This is a genomic window from Acinetobacter sp. 826659 (assembly GCF_000588515.1).
Taxonomy (GTDB): domain Bacteria; phylum Pseudomonadota; class Gammaproteobacteria; order Pseudomonadales; family Moraxellaceae; genus Acinetobacter; species Acinetobacter pittii.
This window is the reverse complement of record NZ_JFYD01000006.1, coordinates 149,300-174,314: the sequence shown is the minus strand read 5'-3', so window position 1 is coordinate 174,314 and position 25,015 is coordinate 149,300. Positions and strand designations below refer to the sequence as shown.

Sequence of the window (25,015 nt, the reverse complement as noted above, 5' to 3'; positions counted from 1 at the left end):
ACTGTGGCAAAACAAAAGTTGGCTCGAATCAGTATTACCGTACCTGAAACGACACTTAACGCACTCGATCAAAAAATTGTCGAGCAGAACTATGAAAGTCGCTCGCAAGCCATTGTCGACATGATTAATAAACACTTGATTGCAGAGCAAGCACAGGCCAATGAAGTCATGGTGGGCACATTAACGTTGCTTTATGACGCTAGCCAAATGACCTTACGCAATCAATTGGTCGATTTACAACAACAGTTTTTAGCACAGGTGATTAGTTCACTTCATATTCAGCTCGACCAGCAAAAGATATTGCAAGTCATGTTAATGCAGGGCGCGAGTTCTGAACTCAGACAAATTAGCCAGCAATTTATTGTGCTGAAAGGTGTGATTAAAGGGCATTTAGAACTAATGGATGCCGTCATGCCGCCTATACAGCAAAATGACTAAATGAGGAGTAGCGTGTTGAAAAATTTATGGACAATTCAAGACTGGAAAACTGCATATCAAAACGGGCAAATCAATCTTAAAGATTTGATTGGCTATGTTACGGAAATTAAAAATGATGACCATGCATGGATTGAAATTGCATCGAACGAGCAGATTCAGGCACAAATTGATGTTTTAAAAGACCAGGATGTTGCTGACTTACCTCTATACGGTGTGCCATTTGCAGTTAAAGACAACATTGATGTCGCTGGCTTTCACACTACTGCTGCCTGTAAAGAAGTTCAATATTTAGCGACCCAAGATGCTGCCGTAGTTACCAAGCTAAAAAAAGCAGGGGCAATTGTGGTTGGTAAAACCAACCTCGATCAGTTTGCGACTGGGCTGGTTGGCGTTCGCTCACCCTATGGTGCAGTAAAAAATAGTTTTAACCCTGAATATATCAGCGGTGGTTCAAGTTCTGGTTCGTCAGTGGTGGTCGCCAACGGTATTGTGCCTTTTAGTTTGGGGACAGACACGGCGGGGGCTGGTCGTGTTCCTGCAGGCCATAACAATATTGTGGGCCTTAAGCCGACAAAGGGCTGGTTTTCTACCACAGGTTTAATTCCTGCCTGTCGAACTATTGATGTCATTTCTATTTTTGCACTGCATGTTGATGATGCGTGGACCATTGCCAATTTAATGCAGGGCTATGATGAAACAGATGAATATTCACGAGCACATCCAGCCAATGTACCGACTCAATTTTCTAAACGAAAAATAGCTATTCCAGCTCAGCTTGAGTTTTATGGTGATCTTGAATCTGAAAAAGCCTTTTTAGTTGCAGTCGAGCGCGTTAAAAAACTGGGCTATGAAGTTGAGAGTATTGATTTCAGCGCCTTTAATGAGCTTGCTGCTGCACTGTATAACGATGCTTGGGTAGCAGAAAGAACAGTCGCCGTTGAACGCATGACAACACGTGAAAAGGCCCATCCGGTTATTGCTCAAATTATTGCGCAGGCAGATAAATTCAAGGCAACAGATGCACTTCAAGCTGAATATAACCGCGCCGTATTAGCTCGAAAAATTAATGTGGCATTACAACCTTTTGATGCATTGATGGTTCCGACAGCACCAACTATTTACACCATTGCCGAAGTTGAAGCCGACCCATTGACTAAAAATGCACACATGGGGGCTTATACCAACTTTGTCAATTTTGCTGATCTTTCGGCTTTGGCTTTACCTAATGTACTCCGTGAGGATAGCCTACCAAGCGGCGTAACCTTTATTGCACCTGCTTGGTACGATCAAGCGCTGGCCAATTTTGCGCAGCTCTGGCAAACCGAAACATCGCTGAGTTTAGGTAAATCAGCTCAACATTATCAAAAAAGTCTAGAGATCCAATCAAATCATTCAGTGCAGCTTGCTGTAGTCGGAGCACACTTAACAGGCATGCCACTTAATTTTCAGCTCACTAGCCGTAATGCCACTTTGCTCAAGAAAACCCAGACCGCAGAGACTTATAAACTCTTTGCCTTGAAAAATACCACGCCACCAAAGCCGGGACTGCAATGTGACGCAGCAGGTACGTCCATTGAAGTGGAAGTGTGGGATGTTCCTTTAGCAAATTTTGGAGCCATTGTGGCTGAAGTGCCTGCACCACTTGGTATTGGGAACCTGAAATTAAAAGATGGAACATGGGTCAAAGGCTTTATTTGCGAAGCTTATGCCATTCAAGATGCAACCGATATTAGCCATTTTGGAGGCTGGCGAGCCTATATAAAGTCACTCAATCAAACTGCTCAAAATGTTGTTAGTAAAAATGTTGGGGAAGTTTCTATATGATTAAAAAAGCGTTGTTATCCGTATCTATTTTATCGGCAGTTATATTGGGTGGGTGTGACAATACCGCTAAAGTGCCTGAGGCTAAACAAGATGCTCAGGCATCCACAAATACAAAACCAATTACCATTGGCTATAGTGATTGGCCGGGCTGGGTGGCTTGGCAAGTGGCTATTGAAAAAGGCTGGTTAAAAGAAGCAGGGCTAAATGTAGAGTTTAAATGGTTTGATTATTCGGCTTCTCTGTCAGCCTTTTCCGCAAATCAGCTCGATGCTGTGTTGGTCACCAATGGCGATAACTTGGTAACTGCTTCGGGCGGTACGCAAGGCATGATGATCATGGCAACGGATTATTCTGCGGGCAATGATGTCATTATTGCAAAAGAGGGCATTAATACCATTCAAGATTTAAAAGGAAAATCGATCGGTGTTGAAAAAGGCTTGGTTGATCATCTTTTACTAGCAACAGCTTTAACCGACCATAACATTAAAGCGAATGAGGTGAAGCTAGTAAACTCAGCCACTAACCAATTACCCCAAGTGTTTAATAGCCCTGATATTTCCGCGATTGCTGTTTGGCAACCTGTTGCAGGTCAGGCATTAAAAGCAGTGGCAGGCTCTAAAATTATCTACACCTCTAAAGACAAGCCGGGTTTAATTTATGACACCTTAACAGTCAACATGAGCCATTTAACAGCTCATCAAGAGGAATGGAAAAAAATCATTCAGGTGTGGGACAAAACAGTTAAATATATTAATGATCCTGCAACCCATGCCGATGCAGTTAAAATTATGGCAAACCGTTCAGGGGTCGACCCAAAACAATATGAGCTGATGGTCAGCGGTACGCATTTATTAGATATCAATGCCAATAAAAAAGTATTTGCTAAATCTCAAGGTTTTGACTCAATTTATGGCTCCACCTATCACGTTAATAAATTTAACGTTGAAAACGGTATTTATAAAACCGAACAAAATGTAGATGGGCTGATTTATCCAACACTCATCGAACAACTTAAATAAACCCTATAAATCAAAAAGCCCAAGTTCAACTTGGGCTTTTTAATATCTTTCTTATTTTTCTGTACTGACCTGAGTCATACGCGGTATTTTTGGTAAGTCTTGTAAAGCAGGGTCAAGCTCATCTTCTTCGGCGTGAACTAAATAATCTACCCGTGAACGAAGTTGTTTGAACTCAGGTGCACTCATTAAGTCGAGTGAGCGTGGGCGAGGTAAATTAACTTCAATAATTTCTTTAATTTCACCGGGATTGGCTTTGAGTGCCACAATTCGGTCAGCAAGTAAAATGGCTTCATCCATGTCATGGGTCACAAAAATAATGGTGATATCAATGTTTTGCCATAAATCCATCAAGTGCTTTTGCATTTTTTGACGTGTGTGTGGGTCGAGCGCACCAAAAGGTTCATCCATGAGTAAAATTTTAGGTTGATTAACCAAAGCTCTAGCAATCGCAACACGCTGTTTCATACCACCAGAAAGTTGGTGTGGATACTGATTTTCATATTTTTCTAAACCAATAATATTAATCCATTCGCGTGCTTGAGCTTCGGCTGTCATTTGACTAGCGCCGCGCATTTGCGGACCAAACATCACATTTTCTTTTACAGTTTTCCACGGGAAAAGGGTATAGCCCTGAAACACCATGCCGCGTTCAGGGCATGGACCCGTAATGCATTCGCCGTCTACTAAAACTTCTCCACTATGGTATGGGTCTAAACCTGCGATAACACGGCTTAGTGTCGATTTACCGCAGCCAGAAGGGCCAATCACACAAATAAACTCTCTTTTATGAATTTTTAAATCGAGCTTATTTAAAACAGTGCGTTCGTTGTGACCATGCTTAAAGACTTGGCTCAGTTGTTTGGCTTCTAAAATCACAGGACGTTCATAAATTTTTTGAAAGTATTCATGTGCGTTAAATGTTGAATCGTTCATTATTTTGCTCCTACTTTCCAAGTGAACATCCGCTCACCTAACTTCATTAATAACCAGTCACAGACCAGACCAATCACCCCAATAATCAAAATTGCCGCATAAACATTGTCAAAGTTCTGATAGCGAGCCTGTTGGGTAATAAACCACGTAATACCCGAGGTCGTACCAATCAACTCTGAAACAATTAAGTAGGTCCAAGCCCAGCCTAATAGCACACGCAAGTCGAGATAAATATCAGGTAAGGCAGCAGGAATCACCACGTGAAATAAACTTTTGAGCTTATTGGTACCAAGCGTATAGCCAGCTTCAATTAAGCTTCGATCTACCATTCGGGTGGTATTGGCAATAATGAGAATTTGCTGAAATAGCGTACCAATCACAATAATCGCAATTTTAGGCGCGTCATTAATCCCTAAAATTGCCACTGCAAGTGCACCAAACGCAGGTGCGGGTAAGTAACGGAAAAACTCAACAAACGGTTCTGTTAACAGGGATATTCGCTTAGAAAAACCACACAAAATACCCAGTGGAATTCCAATCAATGAAGAGATAAAAAAAGCTGAAAAAACCAGTTTGATACTGTGCCATAAACTTTGATGAAACCACGGCGAATCAGGTTGTTCAGGTGGCGTGGTAAAGGCGGTGACCAAAGCCTTAGCGACTTCATGGGGAGCGGGTAAATAAATTGGATTGACTAAAATACCTTGTGGTGGTGCAGAATCTCGATTGACTGCATTTTGTGCTTCGAGATAGAACACATTTTTATCAATGCGACTTCCCACTTGTAAGTAAGAAACACTTCCCGAACTCGTGATTTGTACTTGAGGATGCCAAACAAAAGGTAAGTAACTGATTGCGCACCAAAGACATATTGGAATCACGAAAGAACAAATACTGAGAATCAGCTTGTTCTTTCGCGTAAATTCCTTTGCAACATAACCCATATTGAGAGCTCCCCATTTTGATCAGTATTACGATTTTCATAAAACGTAATATTGTTAAGCAAAATAGGTGCCATCTTTAAGGAGCTCCAGATGAGTTAAGAAGACGAGGGAACTAAAGTTTCATGTAAATAAACCCAATAACATTTTTTGCCTTCTACTTTAATGCACGCTGTAGAGGTACGTACTGTCTCGGTTTCATTAGTTTGCTGATGTTCCTGATATTGCACCCAACAATAATTTTCAAATTCGTATAAAGCTGCACTTTTAATAATGTCGATTTTTAAAGAAGGCTTCTTTCCAATATTTTGACTAAATAAGTTTTTAACTTCGGCTAAGCCAATACTCCGACCTTGAACCGTTACCATCTTAAAATTTTGATCAAAGCTATCTAAAAGCGGACTCAGACTTTGTTCTGCATTTCGACCTGTAAATACATTTTCTATTAAAACATGTAAGTCAATGACACTTTGAATGGCCTGATCCATTTGATTAGACATGATTTTTCTCCTTTAATACCTTATCTTTCTTTTAGATAAACTAAAAAGTATGTAAGTTAGGGGAAGATAAGCTATTTTATATAAATAGACAATTCTGTCTGTTTTTTATAAAATATCGATGATTATGACTCAGTTTTTATAATAATGATGTCCCATAAAATATTTCAAATTTTAGATAGTTTAGGGTTGGTCGCACAGAACCGCGTTCTTCATGTGCAATTTTCCAACGCATCATTAAACAATCAAGTTTTCTTGCAACGCATCGAGGGCGAACATACACTCAACCAAGGCAGCGTTGCTGACTTACTGTGTCTGTCGACAAACGCGCATATTGCATTAAAACAATTTATTGGCTGTCAGGTTGCCGTAGATCAGGTGGCAGACACAGGCCAGTTTTTTAGAACTACGGGCATTATTACCGAAGCAAGCCAAGGGCAAAGCGACGGCTCACTTACCATTTATAACTTAACCTTAAAAGACCCAACTGCACTTTGGCATAAACGCCGTAATAGCCGCGTGTTTATGAACAAAAGCGTGCGGGATATTAGCGAAATTCTGTTTAAAGAATGGCAGGGTAAAAGCCCGTTATTTGCCGCAAGCTTAACACTCGACACATCTGGGTTAACCAAAGACTACGATGTGCGTCCATTTGTGATGCAGTCTAACGAAAGCGATTATGACTTTTTAACCCGTTTGTGGCGTAGTGAAGGCATTAACTGGTTAATCGACGAATCTCAGCTTTTGATCGCTGATCCGAATGCTTCTATTCAGCCACAAGTACTGCGTTTAATTGATGATAACCAAAACTATCAGGCACTTGAACGTCGTAGCCTCCGCTACCAACGCAGCAGTGCGACAGAACAGTTCGATACCATTACTCAAGTCAAGGCAGAGCGCCGCTTACAGCCGACTTCGGTTCATGTGCAACGCTGGCAAGCCGATGCGCTGCAACAAGAAGAAGGCAGCGGTAGCGTACAAGGTAAGCAGCAGCACAGCGAACACTATGACAATGCAAGCCTAAACCTTGAAGATGCATGGCATGTCAGCCCAGCGTGGATGCAAGATTTAAATGGTGAAGATCAAGCCACAGCTTCAGGCAATAGCCAGATTGAACAGCTTAACCAGCACATCAATGCTTATCATCACCTAAGTTCGAAACAGTTTACCGTTTCGGGTAACGTCCGTGATGCACAGGTTGGTTACTGGTTTGAGCTGAATGACCACCCGGAACTCGACCAGCATGACAGTGCCGACAAAGAGTTCTTAATCTTAAGCAAACACTACTACAACCAGAACAATTTACCGAAAGAATTACAACAGCAACTTGAGCGCTTATTACCCAAAGACAAGCTCAAGGCAGCCCAACTCGACAGCCAAAATCCTGAGCAGCGCCACTATGCTGAGCTGAACGTGATTCGACGCAATGTTAAAGCTGTGCCTGAATATAGCCCGCTAGAACACCGACCAGCCGCTCATCCGCAGCGCGCTAGAGTGGTGGGATTAGAGGGCGAAAGTATTCATGTTGACCAATGGGGACGCATTAAAGTCCGTTTCTTGTTTACCCGAACTGACGACCATAGTCATGATGGGGGCGCAGGCAGTAACGACAATGACACCGACTCCGCTTGGGTCGATGTGCTGACTCTGTGGGCGGGCGCCGGTTATGGCGCACGCTTCTTACCTCGCGTGGGTGAGATCGTGGTGATCGATTTCTTTGACGGCAACATTGACCGTCCATTTGTAGTGGGCCGTATTCATGAAGCTGAACGCTACCCAACGCAGTTCGACCAGAAAGGCCAGTTACCTGATACCAAAAAACTGAGCGGCATCCGCTCAGAAGAAGTGGATGGAAAAGGTTTTAACCAACTCCGTTTTGATGACACGACAGGCCAAATCAGTGCCCAGCTACAAAGTAGTCATGCGGCCAGCCAACTCAACTTAGGTAACTTAAGCCATCCAAAAGACAAGGCGGAAAGTGATGGCCGAGGTGAAGGTTTTGAGCTACGAACAGACCAATGGGGAGCGGTACGTGCGGGCAGTGGGCTACTTGTTAGTACTCACAAGCAGGATCAAGCTCAAGGTGTACACCTTGATGCAAATGAGGCCAAACAACAACTAGAAGGTGGCCTTAACAATGCCAAGGCACTCAGTGAAGTTGCTAAAAATCAGCAAACTGATCCATTGGAAATTCTTGAGAACTTAAAAACGTTCATAGAGCAAATTGAAGAAAAAGATCAAGACAAAGCTGCCGCTTTTAAGCAAGCCTTGATGATACTAACTGCACCTAACAGTATTGCTCTAGCCAGTAATGAAGACATTCACCTCAGCGCAGATGCTCAGTTAAGCCAAACTGCTGGAGACAGTATTAACCTTTCTACACAAAAGAACCTGATTGCACATGCTCAAAACAAGATTAGCCTTTTTGCTGCTCAAGAAGGGGCAAGACTGTATGCAGGTAAAGGTAAAGTTGAGATACAGGCTCAAGGTGATGGAGCTGATTTAATTGCCCGTAAAGCGGTTCAGATTATTTCAACTGAAGACAAAATTGAGATTAGTGCTTCTAAAGAAATCGTTATCACGGCGGGGGGGTCTCAAATCAAGATTAATGGTTCAGGAATTTTCCCTGTCACTGGCGGCAAGTTTGAGGTAAAAGCTGGGCAGCATTTGTTTATGGGCGGTGCATCTGCAAATCTTAAATCTAGTTTGCCACCTCCACCAAAACGTGGGCAGGGTGTACTTGAGTTGTTTCATGAATATGCACATGGTGAGTTTGTTAAACAAGGCGGTTATACAGTGACTGATTCGTTAGGGAAACAGTTCAAAGGACAACTGGATGATAAAGGTTTTGTTCGTGTTTCAGGTTTAGCTACAGGTTCAGCCAAAATTGTATTTGAAGAAGATAAGCGTAATCCTTGGGATGAAGCGAGTGATTTTAAACGCCCTCCTATGTGGCCAAATGATAATGATATGAGTGCCCAAACTTTAATGGGTAAAGCAGAGAGTGTCTTGAAAGGTGCAGTGACAGAAGCTAAAAAAGCTTTAGGTCAAACATTCACAAATCCAAGTTCGATTATGAGAACAATCGATACTGCAAAGCAATTAAAAGAAAATGGTGCAAGTGCATTGTTGCCGATGGTGCAACAAGGTGTTGAATCACATTTAACCAGTCAATTGACTAATTTTTCCTCTAAGGTTTTAAGCCAAAGTTCGACAGGACAAGGATGGATGCATGGGAAAACTAATCCTATTGCTCCAGTTACCAGCGGATTAAATGTAAATCCATTAAGGGCTCAAGACTCGAAAAATACAGAGACTGCTCTTAATTCTATGAATTTTAAGTTTAAATAAGAATTGAGAATTTATAAAAATGCCAACAGCACCAAAAACTATTTCTCAAGCGAAAGCAAAGCCAAGTGTGAGAACAAATACCGGACAAGTTGCGGTAGTACCTTTAAATAAATTGTATGCTGCTGATGTTAAAGCAGGTATGAATAAAATTGATTCATGGTTGAAAACGAATACCAAAGGCTATATCGATTTAAATACGATTAAAAGTACTCTTGGTACATTACCAGTCATTGGAAATGCAATTGCTTTAGTCGATGCAATTTATGATGTTATAGACATTAGTAAAAAGCCTAGCCCAGCTTTTACAGATTGGTTAAATTTGGGACTGGATGTTATTGGTATTATTCCAGCACCGCCAACCATGGCAACAATGCGAATGAGCCTAAGGCCTACGTTGAATTTGGTTAGACAAAAGGCGAAAGGCACAATTTCTGATACGATTCTGGTCATTCTGAGCGATCATTTAAATGAAAGAATTGCTGGGGAATTAGATCAATTTGCGAAAAATGCCCAACCCATTGTCAACCAGATGTTGCAAAATTGTGGAACAAAAATTACAGCTATTAGTAATGATTTTGCTAACGGAATTCAAAAAGTACTTAATGGAAAAGTATTTAGCTCCGCGGGTAATTTAAAAAATGCCCAGAAACAATTAAATAAAGTTAACTTAAATAATTTACAACGCAACCCTAAAGCAACGATATCGAATGCTGTCGATGGGGTCGTAAATATTTGGAAAGCAGGTGTAAAAGAACAAATAAATACCGTTGCCAAAGGTGTATCTGCTGTTGTGCCTGCTAGTGCAACACAACCTATCCAGAATGTAATCACTTCCATTCGTGTTTTTGGTAGAAAAGCACCTTCATATTTAATGGCTTTGGCAGATCCAGCGAAAGCAATGAGTATCGCATGGCTACTCAATGTTTTGCTTAAAGCTGTACAGAAGTTCAAACTAAAGGGTACAAAGACTGCAAATATTAAACCTACACAAGTCACTGAAAAAAGAAAACAAAAACCAAACGGAGAGCTTGAAAAGACTAATGTTCAAGCAAAGTCAAAGAATAACCCCAATGAAACCGAATGTGCATTAAATTTAAGGGGTGGTAAAAGCAAACCCAAATCTACCTCTGGTACAAAAAGAAATATTACCTATGCTTTAGGTACAGAGTGTTTAACTCATCAAGATGCTTATGTATCATCAATTTTAAGCTTTGTATTAACTCGGAAATATGCATCTAATCTTTATCAACTAGAGCATGGTGAGTTTGGCGCAAGATGGATAACACCATTTACAACCCGGATTGTTCCTCAGAGTGAATATATTGAAGAGACAGAGGAATGCGCTGGATATTTAAAACACTTAAATGGTTTTGAATTTATTGGAGCAGATGCTCGTCCAGTTAAGTTACCAAACCTGAAAGTAGGTGAGAGTTTCCATAATAAAACTGAAGATTTTTACTATAGTGTAATTTCTGAAAAAGTTCAGATGATCTCTTATCAAAAAGAAGAGAAACACTTATTTGAAAAATATCAGGATGGTTATCGACTTTCAGCCATCGAATACAAGAATGGACTTACTTTAGCGGTACGTTATGATCATCACTTCGAAGGTCGAAGTTTTATTTCAGATATTGTTATTAAAGAAAAACAAAAACAGTTGATACATGTGGCATTTCAGGTAAATGCTTCTGGAAGAATTGAAGATGTATGGCTAGTTGAAAATGGTCAGCTTGCTCGACCACTTGCGAGTTATAACTACAATGAAAAAGGCGATTTGGTTGAAGCAATTACCGAAAATCGGGCGAGCTATCATTACCAATATGACCATCATCTTTTAACTCGTTATACCGATCTTACAGGTCGGGGCATGAACCTTGAGTATGATGGTATCGAACCAACGTCTAAGGCTTATCATGAATGGGCAGATGATGGCAGTTCAGATACGACTTTACAGTGGGACGAGAATATTCGTCTAACGTATGTGACAGATGCTTATGGAGCCGAGACTTGGTATTACTACGATATTGAAGGTTATACCTATCGTATTATTTATCCTGATGGGCTGGAAGAGTGGTTCTTCCGTGACGACTTTGGCCGTGTAATGAAGCATGTAGACACTGATGCAGCGGTGACTATTTATGATTATGATGAGCACGGCAATATTGTGTCTATGACACAACCAGATGGGTCACTCCTACATTATGCTTATGATGAAAACCGTCAGCTTATAGGTATGGTGGATGCTGAAGAGGGGCGCTGGTTTAAAGAATATGATGCGGCTGGAAACATTACCAAAGAAACAGACCCACTGAAGCGTGAAACACAATATAGCTATAACGGTTTAGGTTTACTGACTTCAATTAAAGATCCTAAAGGTGGTACTAAAACCTTAAGTTATGACGACCAAGGCAATTTAATAAGTTATATCGATTGTTCTGGTAAAGAAACCAAATGGACGTACGACAAAAAAGGCCGAGTTGTTGCAATAGAAAATGCTTTAAAGCAAAAAGTTGAATATTTTTATAGTGATCTAACAATTGAGCAACGTGAACCAATTATTAAAGGTTTACCTCTAAATGCTTTTGGTCAACTTGAAAAGATTAAACATGCTGATGGCACAAAAGAACACTTCATTCATGATGCTGAAGGGCGTTTACTGGCACATATAGATCCGAAACAGAATATCACCAGATATGAATATGATGCGGCAGGTTTAATTGCATCACGGACAGATGCGCTCAATCATAAACTTAAATATGAGTGGGATAAGCTTAATCGTCTCAAGCGCCTAATTAATGAAAATGGTGCCAGTTATCAGTTCTTCTATGATGTCGCAAGCCGACTCGTTAAAGAAATTGATTTTGATGGTAAAGAAACCATTTATAACTATGATGAAACAGACGGAAACCTTGTTAGTAGTGTTGAAGTCGCTTCTATGCATGGTCAAGATTTAAGAGATCGAATTGCGCCGAAAGATCGTATTCAAAAGTTTCTTTTCGATAGCATGGGGCGCTTAGAACAGCGTACAGCAGGCTATGGCTATGTTGAGCATGATTTAGAGCAACAATTAGTTGAAGAATTTGCTTACGATAGTAATGGCAATCTTATTCAGGCCAAAAATGCTGAAAGTAACCTACAGTGGTATTACGATGCTGTAGGCAATGTAATTTGTGAACATCATCAAGACTATAAAACCAAGAAAACTGGAGTCTGGAAACACAGTTATGATGAAATTAATGATCGAATAAAGACTGTGCGTCCAGATGGACAAAAGATTGACTTGTTAACTTATGGTTCAGGTCATGTTCATAGCTTGATCGTGAATGGTCAAGATGTTGTAAGTTTCGAGCGTGATGATTTACACCGTGAAATCGCCCGTCACTATGCCAACGGAATTAGCCAAGAACAACATTACGATACGATGGGACGTTTAACCCAGCAAAATATTGTTAATGGTCATGAGTTCGGTTATCCGTCAAATGAACAAGGTAGCCAGAATCAGAACAATGCAATTCAAGAAACCCAGCAGTTGATTCAACGTTTATATCAGTACGATAAAACAGGTCAATTAACAGGAATTAATGATACGCGTAGGGGTAATATCAATTATAAATATGACCCCGTGGGGCGTTTGCTTGAGGCTAGTAGTAAGCTCGGTAAGGAAACGTTTAGTTTTGACCCTGCGAGTAACATTCTAGATTCATACGATAGTCAGAAAGTTCAAAGCCATTCACAAAAGCTAGACGAAACGAGTTATGGTTATAATCGTTTGGTCAATAATGTAGTTAAAGAATATTTAGACCAACAATACCAATATGATGTTTATGGACAACTTGTTTGCCAGAAATCAACCAAGGGTAATTTATATCTTGAGTGGGATGCGTGTGGACGACTAATTAAAAGTCGTAATGCTGAATATACGGCAGAGTACCGCTATGATGCATTGGGACGCCGTATCCAAAAGCGAAGTAAACATCATCATACTGGTGGTGAGCATAACATCATTTATGGATGGGATGGCAATACACTTGCTTATGAGTCGAATGACCAAATTACTAAGCATTATATATATGAGAAAGATTCATTTGTACCACTAATACAGGCGGTTTATGCAGAAGAAATAGAGCTTCATCAAACACCTGATTGGGCAGATAAGCCTTATAGTTTACAACGTGACCCATTATGGAAAGTAACCAAAACTGCAAAAGGCTTTAAAGATTTTTGGTTCTATCATTGTGATCATTTGGGTACACCACAAGAAATGACCGATCATACTGGTGCGGTCATTTGGAAAGCTGAATATAAGGCTTGGGGTGAGTGTAAAGCTGAAAAAGCTAAATCTAACTTCTTTGAAGACTCTGAGATCATCAGTAATAATATCCGTTTTCAAGGGCAATATTTCGACCAAGAAACAGGGCTTCATTACAACCGTTATCGTTATTATTCACCATATGTAGGGCGTTTTATTTCCAAAGACCCGATTGGATTATTGGGTGGAGATAATGTATATGCTTATGCACCAAATCCAGTGAGCTGGGTTGATCCTTTGGGGCTAAATCGTAACCCAATTTCATTCACTGATAGTCGTGGAACAAAATTACAAGTTACAGGATATACAGATTTAAGCCATTTAAGTGATAAACAATTGAAACAATTGTATCATGCAAATAATAATTCTGGTTTTGGTTTATCGGGTAAAGACAAACAAGGAAATACGATTGTATTACATCATTATAAGCAAAATGCAAAAGGTCCAATAGTTGCTATGCCTCAAAAGCATCATGACAAACCTCATACAAACCCTGGACAGCATCCTTGTGGTAAGAAAAAAGGTGGAGGATTAACGAGTCAGGAAAGAGATGATTTTAATAATTGGAGAAAAGAGTATTGGAAAGATTCAGCGCAAAGAGAGTTACAGAAGCGTAATTCATCAATATAGTTTAAGATTTTTTGAGAAATGAAAATGAAAATTGATTTGTTAAATAGATTGTCGGAGTTCTACAAAGATAACCCTGAAATGAAAGGAGTTCCATTAACTTTGAACGATATTAATCAGGTGGAAACTACTTTGCAGATAAAACTTCCTGATGACTATAAGTTATTTGTTAGTACATATGGTGGATCATATGCAGGTTTAGCTATATATGGTTTAAAAAATGCTGAGATGATGGGAGACGAAACTGTTATTGATTTGACCAATAGAGCAAGAAAGCTTTTAGATGATTTGAAAGTTAATAATTATATTTTAAAATCAATAGTGATTTCGGATGATGGAGCTGGAAATCCTATTTTTATAAATGAGAAGGGGGAGGTATATATTTATTATGTGGATAATGATGAGTACGAGAAGTTGGGAGATTCTTTAGGAGAGGTAATAGAAGAAAAATTTCAAGAGTGGTAATTATTTAAATATACGAAAATAGTATGTATATTTAAATTTAAAAGACTAGAATTAACTTTATAAAGAATGAATGGTTATGTGTAATATATAATTAATTTAACTTCATATTTTAGTTGTTTGAAAGTCATCTATACTATAGGTGTAAATGGCTTTAATTTTTTAACTTTAAAATACTTGATAAGTTTAAAAATAAAGTAATAACTTCTTTTAAATAAATTTGGGGTGGTAAAATAAAATATAAATTTTAAAAGTATGTATGTTTTTGAAATGAATTCTATTTTACTATTAATAATTAAGTTGAGATATTTTTTATCTTAATTCTTAGTATCTCTGAGAAATTTAATAAAGGAAAAAGTGGAATTTTAATGAGAAATGATCTTTCAAAATTTAAAGAATTAATTGAGTCGTCAATTTTTTGGAAAATATTGGTAAAGAAAATATTGATAAAGTTAATTTAAATTATACTTGTATTTCATATGATGAAATAAATGAAATTGCTAATTCAGATAAAACTATAAATTGTGATGCTGAAGTAATGAATAATTTCAGATCTCTAATTTATAATGATTTAGGTCAAAATGGTTTAAAGGAATATAATAAGTTTGTGGTAGAAAATAGAAATGAATTTTTTTCAATAAAGATGAAGTTTTTAGTATATTCTCAAGGAAAAGGCTATCTGAAGATGTAGCTTTGAGCTTCATGGAAATATATTTTAACTCAATTTTAGAGGATTATTTTAAAGAAAAATATTCAATTAATTTCTATTTCTTTCATGATTTATTAGAGTTTTTTAAAAAGGGTCATGTAGTTTGTGGTTATCAGTTTTTAACAGCTAAATATGGAAAGTTATATAGCATATTAAGTTATGCTGTTGATAATTTTTCATTAAAAAATTCTTTTGATAAAGATAAAATTTTAGTTTTTGTTTATTAAACAGTGTCTACCTATATTGTATGGTTTTAGAATTCTGCAGATAGGGTGTTTATATGAAAATATTGATAAATAATTCAGGTATAATGTAGAATTTATACCCATATTGCTATACTTTTCCCAAGTTAAGTAGTAAAGCCTCTGGTTTTCTAAGGCAATCAATAAAAAATTAGGGTTTTAGGTATAAATATGTCCGTAATTGAAGTGCAAAAAAATATATGTAAAAAATTTAATTCTAAGTTTGTGAAACCTTTGGAAAATGAAATGGTTGCTGTAGCTTTAGATTCATTGGGAAAAATACCAATTACAGGAATACGTAATATACTTGAAGAAGGAGAAAATATCTCATGGTTTTTCTATTGTGGAGAATTTTCTGAAGATGATGATTTCTTTAAACCAATGCATATATCTCATTTAGAAAACTATCTTCCCGAAGTTATTCCTTATTTAGCATTAGAAGAAGGTTTTAGATTTGTAATAGATAAACAGGGTTACGAAGATGTGTGGAAAGAAGAATAGATACTAAATTTATATTTTTTAACTTATAAGATATTTAGTATAATAACTCATTTCTATAAAGACTCTTTAGGATGCTACTGTAAATAACTAAGTGATTCAAGAAATGAGTTATTAAAAAGATAACGTCTCTGTACAACAAATGAATATTTTAATTAAAATTCTAAAATAATTTTAAGAAATAAAATTAATATTAAAAATCAAACCTTAGATTGGTCAGATAGACTTTATAACATACACCGAGACCCGCTTTGGAAAACTGAAAAACAGGGTAAAGAGTCTGATGATGTATGGTTCTATCACTGTGACCACTTAGGTACACCGCAAGAAATGACCGACCATACAGGTGCAATTATTTGGAAAGCCGAATATAAAGCTTGGGGTGAGTGTAAAGCTGAAAAAGCTAAATCTAACTTCTTTGAAGACTCTGAGATCATCAGTAATAATATCCGTTTTCAAGGGCAATATTTCGACCAAGAAACAGGGCTTCATTACAACCGTTATCGTTATTATTCACCATATGTAGGGCGTTTTATTGCCAAAGATCCTATTGGGTTATTGGGTGGAGATAATGTGTATGTATATACACCAAATCCAGTGAGTTGGATTGATCCTTTGGGATTAGCAGCTGGTCCTTGGGGTAATGGAAGCTTTGCAGCATGGTTTGATAAAGCTTCTGTTCAAGATATTAAAAATAATAAAAGTGCGGTTAGCCAAGCTCTTAGAGGTGATGGAGGTAAACATGAAATGTTCCCTGTATCAATGGCAGCTAAAGCAAAAGAACTAGGCTTCACGCATAAAGAATTAATGAAAATGACAATTGATACAAAGTCAATTACATTTGTAGATGTACCGAATTCTAAAAGGGAACTGAAAACTGGAAAACACCCGTGTCCTGGAGTGTATAACAGTGCAGCTTCTTCTAATTTCCATAAAAGATTAATGTCGGATTTAAATACAGCGACAAGTAAGCAAGATGCTATTAATATTATTAATAGACAAAATTACAATCATATGAGATTACCAGGAGAGCTATAATGTCTTTTAAAACTAAACTTCATCTTTGGTTGGGATTAACTGAGATAAGTGAACAAGAGTATTGGGATTATTTTGATGATTCCGAAGGATTGCCAAAATTTTGTAAAGAGGTAGGTTTGGATTGGCTAGATCAGGACTTTATGGGATATCATTTTGATAAAGAAGTAGATGATTTAAAGTTTATCATTAAAGAAACTCCAGAGCCTGAACATCATGAAAAGATGCTAAAAGACTGTTTGGAAAAAGGCATTAATAAAGCTAATGCTATGTTTTATTATTGGGGGGATGATCCAATTAAAGTAAGTAAAGATAAAAAATATAATACGCTCACCTATATTGGTGAATATGAGTGGGATTAATTTACGTTGATTGAATTTATTGTTGATTATAATAAATTCTACTTTTATTTGTTACCTATTTGTTAGTAAATTTTTAGCACAAGTCTAGTTATGTTGAATATTTAGTTAATAAAGAAATTCCCTCTTCTTTGAAGGGGAGGGATAAGAGATTGATTGTTAAATCGTAAATAAAAAATTAGATATAGGTAAAGAGACTAGGTGGCAATATGATGAGCGTGGTCGTGTAATAAGTATTGAAAATGCATTAAATCAAAAAGTTGAGTATTTTTATACTGAACTTACCTTAGAAAATCGAGAACCAATTATAAAAGATTTACCTCTGAATGCTTTTGGTCAACTTGAAAAGATTAAACATGCTGATGGCACAGAAGAACACTTCATTCATGATGCTGAAGGGCGTTTACTGGCACATATAGATCCTAAACAGAACATCACTCGCTATGAATATGATGAGGCGGGTTTAATTCTGTCTCGTACAGATGCTTTAAACCACAAATTAAAATATAAATGGGATCGATTGGGACGTCTAACCCGACTCATTAATGAAAATGGTGCAAGTTATCAATTTTTTTATGACCTTGGTGGGCGTTTAATTAAAGAAATCGATTTTGATGGTAAGGAAACGGTTAATCATCACAATTTGTAAATACTGTTATTGAATTTAAATTAAAAATGAATTTCTTAGAATACTAAAATATTAACAATTTTTAAAAGTGAGTTAATAGAGTAAGTTGTTAATTCACTTCATATCTTTATTACGTTTATTATCTTCATCGTCTCTTGTATTCATATGGTTAAGTTTTCCTTTACAAAATAGACAGATGTTTCTGTATTTTATAAAATAATGCCAATCCTGACAAAGTTTTCATAAAAAAGATGTTATCTCATATACATAGAATTCTAGAAGATTTGGGTATCAGCTCGCAAAAGCGTGTGCTTCATGTTCAGTTTTCTAATCCATCGTTGAATACTCAAGTCTTTTTACAAAGTATTGAAGGGCAGCATCAGTTAAATGAAGGACTGACTGCCGATTTATTTTGTCTTTCTACCAATGCCCATATTTCATTAAAACAATTTATTGGTTGTCAGGTTGCAGTCGATCAAGTCACTGATCAGGGGCAGCTATTTAGAACTACAGGAATTATTACAGAAGCCAGTCAGGGGCAGAGTGATGGTTCATTAACATTGTATAAACTGAGATTGCAAGATCCAACCGCGCTATGGCATAAACGCCGAAATAGCCGTGTGTTTATGAATAAAAGTGTACGGGATATCACCGAAATTCTATTTACAGAATGGCAGAACAAAAGCCCGTTGTTTGCTTCTGGCTTAACTTTGGATTTAAAAGGTTTAACCGAAGACTACGATGTTCGACCTTTTATAATGCAAAGTAATGAAACGGATTATGAATTTTTAACCCGACTTTGGCGTAGTGAAGGCATTAACTGGTTGATTGATGAAGCTCAGTTGTTTGCCACTGATAGCTCAGATGAGATTCAACCGCAAAAACTACGTTTAATTGATAATAGTGAATCATATTTAGCATTAGACCGAAGAAATATCCGTTATCACCGCAGTAGCGCTGTTGAACAACAAGACAGTATGACAAGCCTTGTGCCAACTCGAAGCTTGCAACCTACAGCCGTGTATGTGCAACGCTGGCAAGCTGATGCTTTAAGTCAAGAAGAAGGCATCGGAAGTGTTCAGTCAAAGCATAGTCATAGTGCTAATCAGGATAATGCGAGTTTAAGTCTAGAACAGGCATGGCACCTTAGTCCTGCTTGGATGCAAGACTTAAATGGGGAAGATCAAGCCACTGCATCGGGTCACCAGCAGCTAGAAAAACTCAATCAAAATCTATCTGATTATTATGCATTTCAATCAAAATACTTTCATGCACAAACCACAGTACGTGATGCGCAAGTTGGCTATTGGTTTGAATTGAATGAACATCCTGAAATAGATACGCATAGCGGATCAGACAAAGAATTTCTGATTATTGGGAAAAACTTCTATCTGCAAAATAATTTACCTAAAGATTTGCAACAGCAAATCAATCAACTTTTTAGCCAAAGCCAATGGCAAAACAATCAATCAGGGCCAAATGACCAAACCGAGCGTCAGGGTAATGAACTCATCTTGTCGCGTAGAAATATTAAAACTGTACCTGAATATAACCTGCTAGAGCACCGACCAGCAGCTTACCCACAGCGTGCTAGAGTGGTGGGGGGAGAAGGTGAAAGCATTCATGTCGACCAGTGGGGACGCATTAAGGTTCGTTTCCTATTTACCCGAACTAATGACCATAGTCATGATGGTGGAGCAGGAAGTAACGACAATGACACTGACTCCGCTTGGGTAGATGTACTCACTCCGTGGGCAGGTGCAGGTTATGGTGCACGCTTCTTACCTCGCGTGGGTGAGATCGTGGTGATCGATTTCTTTGACGGCAACATTGACCGCCCATTTGTAGTCGGACGCATTCACGAAGCTGAACGACATCCAACGCAATTCGACCAGAAAGGCCAGTTACCTGATACCAAAAAACTGAGCGGCATTCGCTCAGAAGAAGTGGATGGTAAAGGATTTAACCAGCTACGTTTTGATGACACTACAGGCCAGATCAGTGCCCAGCTACAAAGTAGCCATGCTGTAAGTCAGCTAAACTTGGGTAACTTAAGCCATCCAAAAGACAAGGCAGAGGGTGAAGGTCGTGGTGAAGGTTTCGAGCTACGAACAGACCAGTGGGGGGCAGTCAGAGCAGGCAGCGGCTTACTCATTAGTACACATAAACAGGACCAAGCTCAAGGTGTACACCTTGATGCAAGCGAGGCCAAACAGCAAATCGAAGGCAGCCTCAACAATGCCAAGGCACTCAGCGAAGTTGCTAAAAATCAGCAAACTGATCCCTTAGATATGCTTGAGAATATTCAGACTTTCCTAGAAGTTCTTAAACAAGAAGATCCTAAAAAAGCTGCTGAGTTTCAATCAGCAGTGATGCTGCTGGCATCTCCAAAAAGTATTGCTGTAAGTAGTAATGAAGATATACATCTCAGTGCAAATGGTCAGCTCACTCAAAGTGCTGGAGATAGTATTAATATTAGTACGCAAAAGAATATAGTAAGTCATGCGAGTCAAAAAATAAGTCTATTTGCCGCCCAAGAAGGTACTCGGCTTTTTGCTGGCCAAGGCAAAGTAGAAATTCAGGCTCAAGGTGATGGCTTAGATGTGATTGCTCGAAAAGTTGTACAGATTACTTCAACCGAAGACACGGTCTTTATTACTAGCCCAACTGAAATTAATCTGACAGCAAATGGATCTCAAGTTAAGTTGAATGGTTCGGGTATTTTCCCTGTCACGGGTGGTAAGCTTGAGGTGAAGGCTGGGCAGCACTTGTTTATGGGGGGAGAACAAGTTACCCCTCCTAAAAAGCAGGAAAATAAGCCTTATTATTTGACTTTTGAAATTACTGATTTAGATGGAAAGCCAGCGAAAAATGTAGAGTATATTGCATTTAGAATGGATGGTAGCCGGCAAAAGGGGCGAACTAATGCCCAAGGTTTAACTCAAAGATTTGAAACTGATGGCTCTGAACAAATTTCTATTCATATTAGTGATGAAAATGCTTCTAAATATAAACTAGCGGCAAAAGGTTAGAGATATAATGACTCCTTATACTACGTTTGAATATACAATAGTATTTTATAATCAAAGAAATAAAGAATTACCAAATGTAAAATACAGCATAATCTTTTTCTGTGAAGATGGGACGAAAGAGACTTATAAGGGTGCTACAAACCTAAAAGGACAAACAAAACCAATTTCATTAAATCAAAATGGAAAATTGCATATTTTTGTTGAGGGGCATGAAACTGTTTTCAGCCCTAAAAAGACTATAAAGCCTATTTTGGCTGAAGGAAGCAATATAGTTGAAGTAAATGCCATAAGCCTTAAGAAAAATACTTTTTTCTTAACAAAAGCTCAGTATGAACTCAAGCAGAGCAAAGCAAATAAAGGTTTAGAAGAGCTAAGAAAAAATGCTAAATCAGTTAAACAAAAAAACTTTTTTAATTTGTCAAAAATACAACCAACTTTTCCTTTGGATTTAGCAGAAGAATTAAATGAAAGAATTAATATGTCTTATGAGGAATATAAAAAAAAGAATACTCATGTTGTAAAAAAAACAAAATATCTTAAGTTTAAAAACTATGCTTTATATAGATTTATTGATAGCGCAGGGAATGGAATTCCAATTGTAGATTATCAAATCTTTGGACAAGGTCAGGATAAGCCCTTAGTAAACTTGAAACCAGGACCACCTGATAAAAAAGGGTATACCCAATTAGCTTATACGCATTTGAAGAGTAGAGTTATATATACTTTAGGATCTACTAAAAAAAATAGTGAATGGTATGAGCCAATAACTTGTGTAGATAAACAAGTTATTTATCAAATTATTTTCCCGACGTCAACAGCGGTAACTCAACCTGATATTAATCATAAGGAAAATATGGGTGCAAGACAAAAACCACCTATTGTGATTAACCCGTGTACCAATGAAGTGCTTGTTTTGCCGCCTGCAGTCTATGCTGAATTTGATAAAAAAACTAAGATATTATCTGATGCAGTAAAGGAAGTTCACAAGTCTAATAAAGATCTAACGCAAGCAATCCAAAGTCGTGATTTGGAAGAAATTAAAGAATTGGAAAAGCGTTTAAATATAAATCAGGAAAAGGCCATTGAAAAGATTAATGGTGAATTTAAGCAAAGAGCTGATTTAAGAGAAGTATGGGTAGTTGAGAGCACAGGTAAAACAAACGAACAAGCATCTAAATATAATTTAAAACGACGTTATTTAAAAGTTACTGAATATGAGGAGTTAAAAGCAAAGCGTAGAAATCCTCAGACAAATGTGGATGTAACTGCGAATCAATATACAGTACAACAACCTGCACAAATCCGTAGTAGTTTTGAAAAACTTTCCCAGCAACTTTTGACAGCAAAAGGAAGTGTTGGAAGTGATGAAAAAGCTGTTTATAACCTGATAGGAGGTTTGGGTGGCGAAATTGCTGAAGAGTATAAAAATAGTAGGGATATTACCGTTACCCAAGAAGCACAATGGATGCGCATGGTCGCTGGGGCAAGCGGTGAAGGCTCAATAAGTGCTGCACCTAAAGGGGTAAGTATTAAGGCTTCTGGAGATATGTCTACTAAATGGACATTATTTGAAGGAGTGAAAGAGTGGCGGAAATTTTATCCTTGTGAATCGGGCTGGAAACTTGAATATGATAACTATGATTTAGGAACAATCCGTTTTTTAATTGGGGCGGAGATATCAGGTTTTTCAGGAGCAAATTTAGGGATCGCTGGTAATCTATCTGTTGATATTTCTTATCAAGGCACAACACAGGTTATAAAAGCTGTGGTAAGACCTCCTGAAAGATCTATGAGTCAAATGGTAGATCATAATAAAAAACCTATGTTTCAGCCTGCACAAGGGAGTTTAAAAATAATTGGTGCTAATCAGGAAAATGCACAGAATCAGGGAAATATTGGTATTAATGCTTTTGCTGGAGCCCAAATACAAGGTTTGCTTAAAGGGGCTGTAGAGTGGTTTAAACCTAAAGGTGATGGTAGTGGTGAAGGAGAATTTGTTGCGATTGCTTCAGCTGCAGCTGGAGGTGGTGTAAGTGCGGGTGCGGGGGCGCAAGGTCAATTTCAAATTGGCTATGATCAAACTTCGGGTAATTTTAAAATATTGGTAGCAGCTCATTTGTGTTGGGGGGTAGGAGCGAAAGGAGTTGCATCATTCGTTGTAGGAACAGAGCATTTTTTAAGTTATCTTGGTTTTATAAAATCCCAAGTTGCCCATGCAGGATTTAAGACACTTTTATATATAAATCAAACAGCATTTCTTTTAGCTGCACAAGTTCTGGCTTATTGTATAGGGGAGAATCATCCAGTAATTAGTGATATAAATAGAATTGCAGCTTCATATGGAGACTGGATTAGAAGGCTGGATATTGATCAAGGGCGCTATAAAACTGCACAGAATATTAACTCTAGTTCTGGAAAGAAGGAGTTGTTATATGCTACACCAGAGACTAAAGGAATATTATTATACGCAGTAACTCATTGGACAGATAGAACTGCTCCTATTTTTGATATGAATGTTAAATTCTCAGATATGAAAATTGAATTTTTCCCAACTCGTAAGACAGCAGTAATCAATATTTTTAAAACATGTATTTCTACAGAAGAGTGGGAAAATACGATTCAACATATTCATCCACGTGGCAATAAGCTTACTCAAACTCAATTGGGTAAAGTGGAGGGAGATATTATTCGCTTTCTTAATTATGGAAATGAAGAAAAGTATGCAGAAGATATAATCCGTTGTCTAAATTCTGGTGTCGAATATAAAGGTACCCAAATTAATGCATGGCTTCAGGATTATTTAAAATATCGTAAAGGAGCAAAAAAGATAGCAGGTTCTTTGAATTACATGTTGGTAAAAAATCAGGATGATAGTCGATTTAAACAGCTAGAAATACAGCAGGGTGTATGGGGTGATTCAGAGGAAATAACGCTCATAGCAAGTAATTCAAATGTTTTATCACCTTTTGATCAGGATGATACAGATAAATATGAAACATATAATGTGTAGCTATATTATATGTTTCATATAATTCGGTTTAATTAACCGCACATCTGACAGAATTATTTTGATTTAAGTCAAGATGATGTTTTTTTGTTAATTCATCTTTAGCAGCTTTGGGATCTTCTATAGGGTGAATAGCATGCCTACTAAAAGTGAAGCCTCCAAACATTTGTAGGGATTGTCCTTCAGAAGGAATTGAGCTACGTACAACTTTGAGGCTACCTTTTGTGGGTCCTTGAGGGTTTTTTTCAGGAGATTTGCTGTAATACTGTGGATCATACCAGTCTAGCATCCACTCATAATTATCAGTAATCATGTCATAAAGGCCTAGAGGGGTTGCGGGAAACTTTAATAACTCAGGAATATTTCTAAAAGCGTTTAATTTATTTTGTTGATTTTGACGTTGTTCAAAACTCCAAACATTTCTACCATTATCGATTTTACCGTTGTCTGTAGGATAAAGAATATATTGTCCTCGATTTCGCGCAGCATATTCCCATTGAGCCTCGGTCGGTAAATCCATTTTTAAATTAAGTTGTTTTCCTAACCATTGGCAATAATTTCGGGCTTGTTGCCAATTTACTCCTGCTGCTGAATTGGGAGCTCGATCTTGAATTGATAGTTCATCAAATTTACCAATTTTTTCTTGGCCAGTAACTTCTGTGTATATATCAAAGTCAGCATAAGTTGCTTTTGTTGCGCTTAATGCATAATTGTCTAAAGTGACTTTGTGTAAAGGTTTGCTATCAGCATCACTATCGTATGGTAATTTATCTGGACTTTTTTGCTCACCAAAATCCCCCATCATAAAAGTACCACCTTTAATCTCTACAAGATTCTTTTTTGTTTTATCAAGTAGTTGTTGTAGCTTCTTTTGTTGCTCTGAAGAGAGATTTTGTTTAGTTGTAAATGCTTGGGTTTGCTCTGTATTATTTGTTGATTTTGCGCAAGCAGTCAACGTAATACTCGAAAGTAGAATGATGGCTAAATTTTGTTTAATCATCTTATTTAAAAATCATGTGGTTGAGTAGTGATTTGATTATTTTAGTAAGAGACATAAGAGATATAAATAGAGGTTTTGTTATTCGGATGTAGAAATAATTCGCT

General features: G+C 37.6%; 16 protein-coding genes and 2 pseudogenes. 14 read left to right on the top strand and 4 right to left on the bottom strand.

What is annotated here, in order from left to right:
* Positions 1-3: 3 nt before the first annotated feature.
* From J663_RS13695 to J663_RS13685, 3 genes are read left to right on the top strand one after another with little or no spacing between them, the layout of a single operon-like run.
* Complete coding sequence (locus J663_RS13695) at positions 4-438, top strand: CopG family ribbon-helix-helix protein (protein ID WP_001118705.1); 435 nt, start codon at positions 4-6, stop codon at positions 436-438.
* 12 nt (positions 439-450) lie between these two features.
* Positions 451-2,262, top strand: coding sequence for an allophanate hydrolase (atzF, locus tag J663_RS13690; RefSeq protein WP_033850397.1), 1,812 nt, complete (start codon positions 451-453; stop codon positions 2,260-2,262).
* Positions 2,259-3,281, top strand: coding sequence for an ABC transporter substrate-binding protein (locus J663_RS13685; protein ID WP_033850395.1), 1,023 nt, complete (start codon positions 2,259-2,261; stop codon positions 3,279-3,281). The genes atzF and J663_RS13685 overlap by 4 nt, the downstream gene beginning before the upstream one ends.
* A 51-nt stretch (positions 3,282-3,332) precedes the next feature.
* Here the strand turns inward: J663_RS13685 and J663_RS13680 are convergent, their stop codons facing one another.
* The 3 genes from J663_RS13680 to J663_RS13670 form a co-directional block, all read right to left on the bottom strand.
* Positions 3,333-4,214 (bottom strand): ABC transporter ATP-binding protein, encoded by an 882-nt coding sequence (locus J663_RS13680; RefSeq protein ID WP_001000080.1) that lies wholly within the window; start codon positions 4,212-4,214, stop codon positions 3,333-3,335.
* Positions 4,214-5,158 (bottom strand): ABC transporter permease, encoded by a 945-nt coding sequence (locus J663_RS13675; protein WP_033850392.1) that lies wholly within the window; start codon positions 5,156-5,158, stop codon positions 4,214-4,216. The genes J663_RS13680 and J663_RS13675 overlap by 1 nt, the downstream gene beginning before the upstream one ends.
* A gap of 95 nt (positions 5,159-5,253) precedes the next feature.
* Positions 5,254-5,655, bottom strand: a complete 402-nt coding sequence (locus J663_RS13670) for a hypothetical protein (RefSeq protein WP_033850390.1) — start codon at positions 5,653-5,655, stop codon at positions 5,254-5,256.
* Between the two features lie 144 nt (positions 5,656-5,799).
* Here J663_RS13670 and J663_RS13665 point away from each other — a divergent pair, with 144 nt between their 5' ends.
* From J663_RS13665 to J663_RS13625, 11 genes and pseudogenes are all read left to right on the top strand, one after another.
* Positions 5,800-9,003 carry a type VI secretion system Vgr family protein gene (locus J663_RS13665; protein ID WP_228132954.1) on the top strand — a complete coding sequence of 1,068 codons (3,204 nt, stop codon included), beginning with the start codon at positions 5,800-5,802 and terminating at the stop codon, positions 9,001-9,003.
* A 19-nt stretch (positions 9,004-9,022) separates the two neighbouring features.
* Positions 9,023-13,942 (top strand): RHS repeat-associated core domain-containing protein, encoded by a 4,920-nt coding sequence (locus J663_RS13660; RefSeq protein WP_081404757.1) that lies wholly within the window; start codon positions 9,023-9,025, stop codon positions 13,940-13,942.
* Positions 13,943-13,966: 24 nt separating this feature from the next.
* Positions 13,967-14,404 carry an SMI1/KNR4 family protein gene (locus J663_RS13655; protein WP_033850588.1) on the top strand — a complete coding sequence of 146 codons (438 nt, stop codon included), beginning with the start codon at positions 13,967-13,969 and terminating at the stop codon, positions 14,402-14,404.
* 415 nt (positions 14,405-14,819) lie between these two features.
* A complete protein-coding gene (locus J663_RS19630; RefSeq protein WP_228132953.1) occupies positions 14,820-15,092 on the top strand; it encodes a hypothetical protein in 273 nt (90 codons plus the stop codon).
* A gap of 11 nt (positions 15,093-15,103) precedes the next feature.
* Complete coding sequence (locus J663_RS19625) at positions 15,104-15,337, top strand: hypothetical protein (protein ID WP_228132952.1); 234 nt, start codon at positions 15,104-15,106, stop codon at positions 15,335-15,337.
* A gap of 186 nt (positions 15,338-15,523) precedes the next feature.
* A complete protein-coding gene (locus J663_RS13645) occupies positions 15,524-15,853 on the top strand; it encodes a hypothetical protein (protein ID WP_033850388.1) in 330 nt (109 codons plus the stop codon).
* A 195-nt stretch (positions 15,854-16,048) separates the two neighbouring features.
* Positions 16,049-16,888, top strand: a pseudogene (locus J663_RS19330) (RHS repeat domain-containing protein); the annotation flags it as partial.
* Entirely contained in the window at positions 16,888-17,247 is a 360-nt protein-coding gene (locus J663_RS13635; RefSeq protein ID WP_068972724.1) for an immunity 22 family protein, read from the top strand. The pseudogene J663_RS19330 and the gene J663_RS13635, both read left to right, overlap by 1 nt.
* A 184-nt stretch (positions 17,248-17,431) precedes the next feature.
* Positions 17,432-17,887: pseudogene (locus J663_RS19035) on the top strand (hypothetical protein); the annotation flags it as partial.
* A gap of 236 nt (positions 17,888-18,123) precedes the next feature.
* Positions 18,124-20,904 carry a type VI secretion system Vgr family protein gene (locus J663_RS13630; RefSeq protein WP_033850387.1) on the top strand — a complete coding sequence of 927 codons (2,781 nt, stop codon included), beginning with the start codon at positions 18,124-18,126 and terminating at the stop codon, positions 20,902-20,904.
* Between the two features lie 7 nt (positions 20,905-20,911).
* Positions 20,912-23,914: a hypothetical protein gene (locus J663_RS13625; RefSeq protein ID WP_033850384.1), complete on the top strand. Its 3,003-nt coding sequence runs from the start codon at positions 20,912-20,914 to the stop codon at positions 23,912-23,914.
* Positions 23,915-23,942: 28 nt separating this feature from the next.
* Here J663_RS13625 and J663_RS13620 read toward each other — a convergent pair whose 3' ends face one another.
* Positions 23,943-24,911, bottom strand: a complete 969-nt coding sequence (locus tag J663_RS13620) for an SUMF1/EgtB/PvdO family nonheme iron enzyme (protein WP_033850381.1) — start codon at positions 24,909-24,911, stop codon at positions 23,943-23,945.
* Positions 24,912-25,015: the final 104 nt, after the last annotated feature.

Bases quoted from the DNA above. Each gene is read 5' to 3' on its own strand.
- J663_RS13635 (WP_068972724.1), top strand. From the start codon at position 16,888: ATGTCTTTTAAAACTAAACTTCATCTTTGGTTGGGATTAACTGAGATA.
- J663_RS13675 (WP_033850392.1), bottom strand. From the start codon at position 5,158: ATGGGTTATGTTGCAAAGGAATTTACGCGAAAGAACAAGCTGATTCTC.
- J663_RS13685 (WP_033850395.1), top strand. From the start codon at position 2,259: ATGATTAAAAAAGCGTTGTTATCCGTATCTATTTTATCGGCAGTTATA.
- J663_RS13670 (WP_033850390.1), bottom strand. From the start codon at position 5,655: ATGTCTAATCAAATGGATCAGGCCATTCAAAGTGTCATTGACTTACAT.
- J663_RS13625 (WP_033850384.1), top strand. From the start codon at position 20,912: ATGACTCCTTATACTACGTTTGAATATACAATAGTATTTTATAATCAA.
- J663_RS13665 (WP_228132954.1), top strand. From the start codon at position 5,800: ATGATGTCCCATAAAATATTTCAAATTTTAGATAGTTTAGGGTTGGTC.
- J663_RS13655 (WP_033850588.1), top strand. From the start codon at position 13,967: ATGAAAATTGATTTGTTAAATAGATTGTCGGAGTTCTACAAAGATAAC.
- J663_RS13630 (WP_033850387.1), top strand. From the start codon at position 18,124: ATGTTATCTCATATACATAGAATTCTAGAAGATTTGGGTATCAGCTCG.
- J663_RS13660 (WP_081404757.1), top strand. From the start codon at position 9,023: ATGCCAACAGCACCAAAAACTATTTCTCAAGCGAAAGCAAAGCCAAGT.
- J663_RS19625 (WP_228132952.1), top strand. From the start codon at position 15,104: ATGGAAATATATTTTAACTCAATTTTAGAGGATTATTTTAAAGAAAAA.
- J663_RS13645 (WP_033850388.1), top strand. From the start codon at position 15,524: ATGTCCGTAATTGAAGTGCAAAAAAATATATGTAAAAAATTTAATTCT.
- J663_RS13620 (WP_033850381.1), bottom strand. From the start codon at position 24,911: ATGATTAAACAAAATTTAGCCATCATTCTACTTTCGAGTATTACGTTG.
- J663_RS13680 (WP_001000080.1), bottom strand. From the start codon at position 4,214: ATGAACGATTCAACATTTAACGCACATGAATACTTTCAAAAAATTTAT.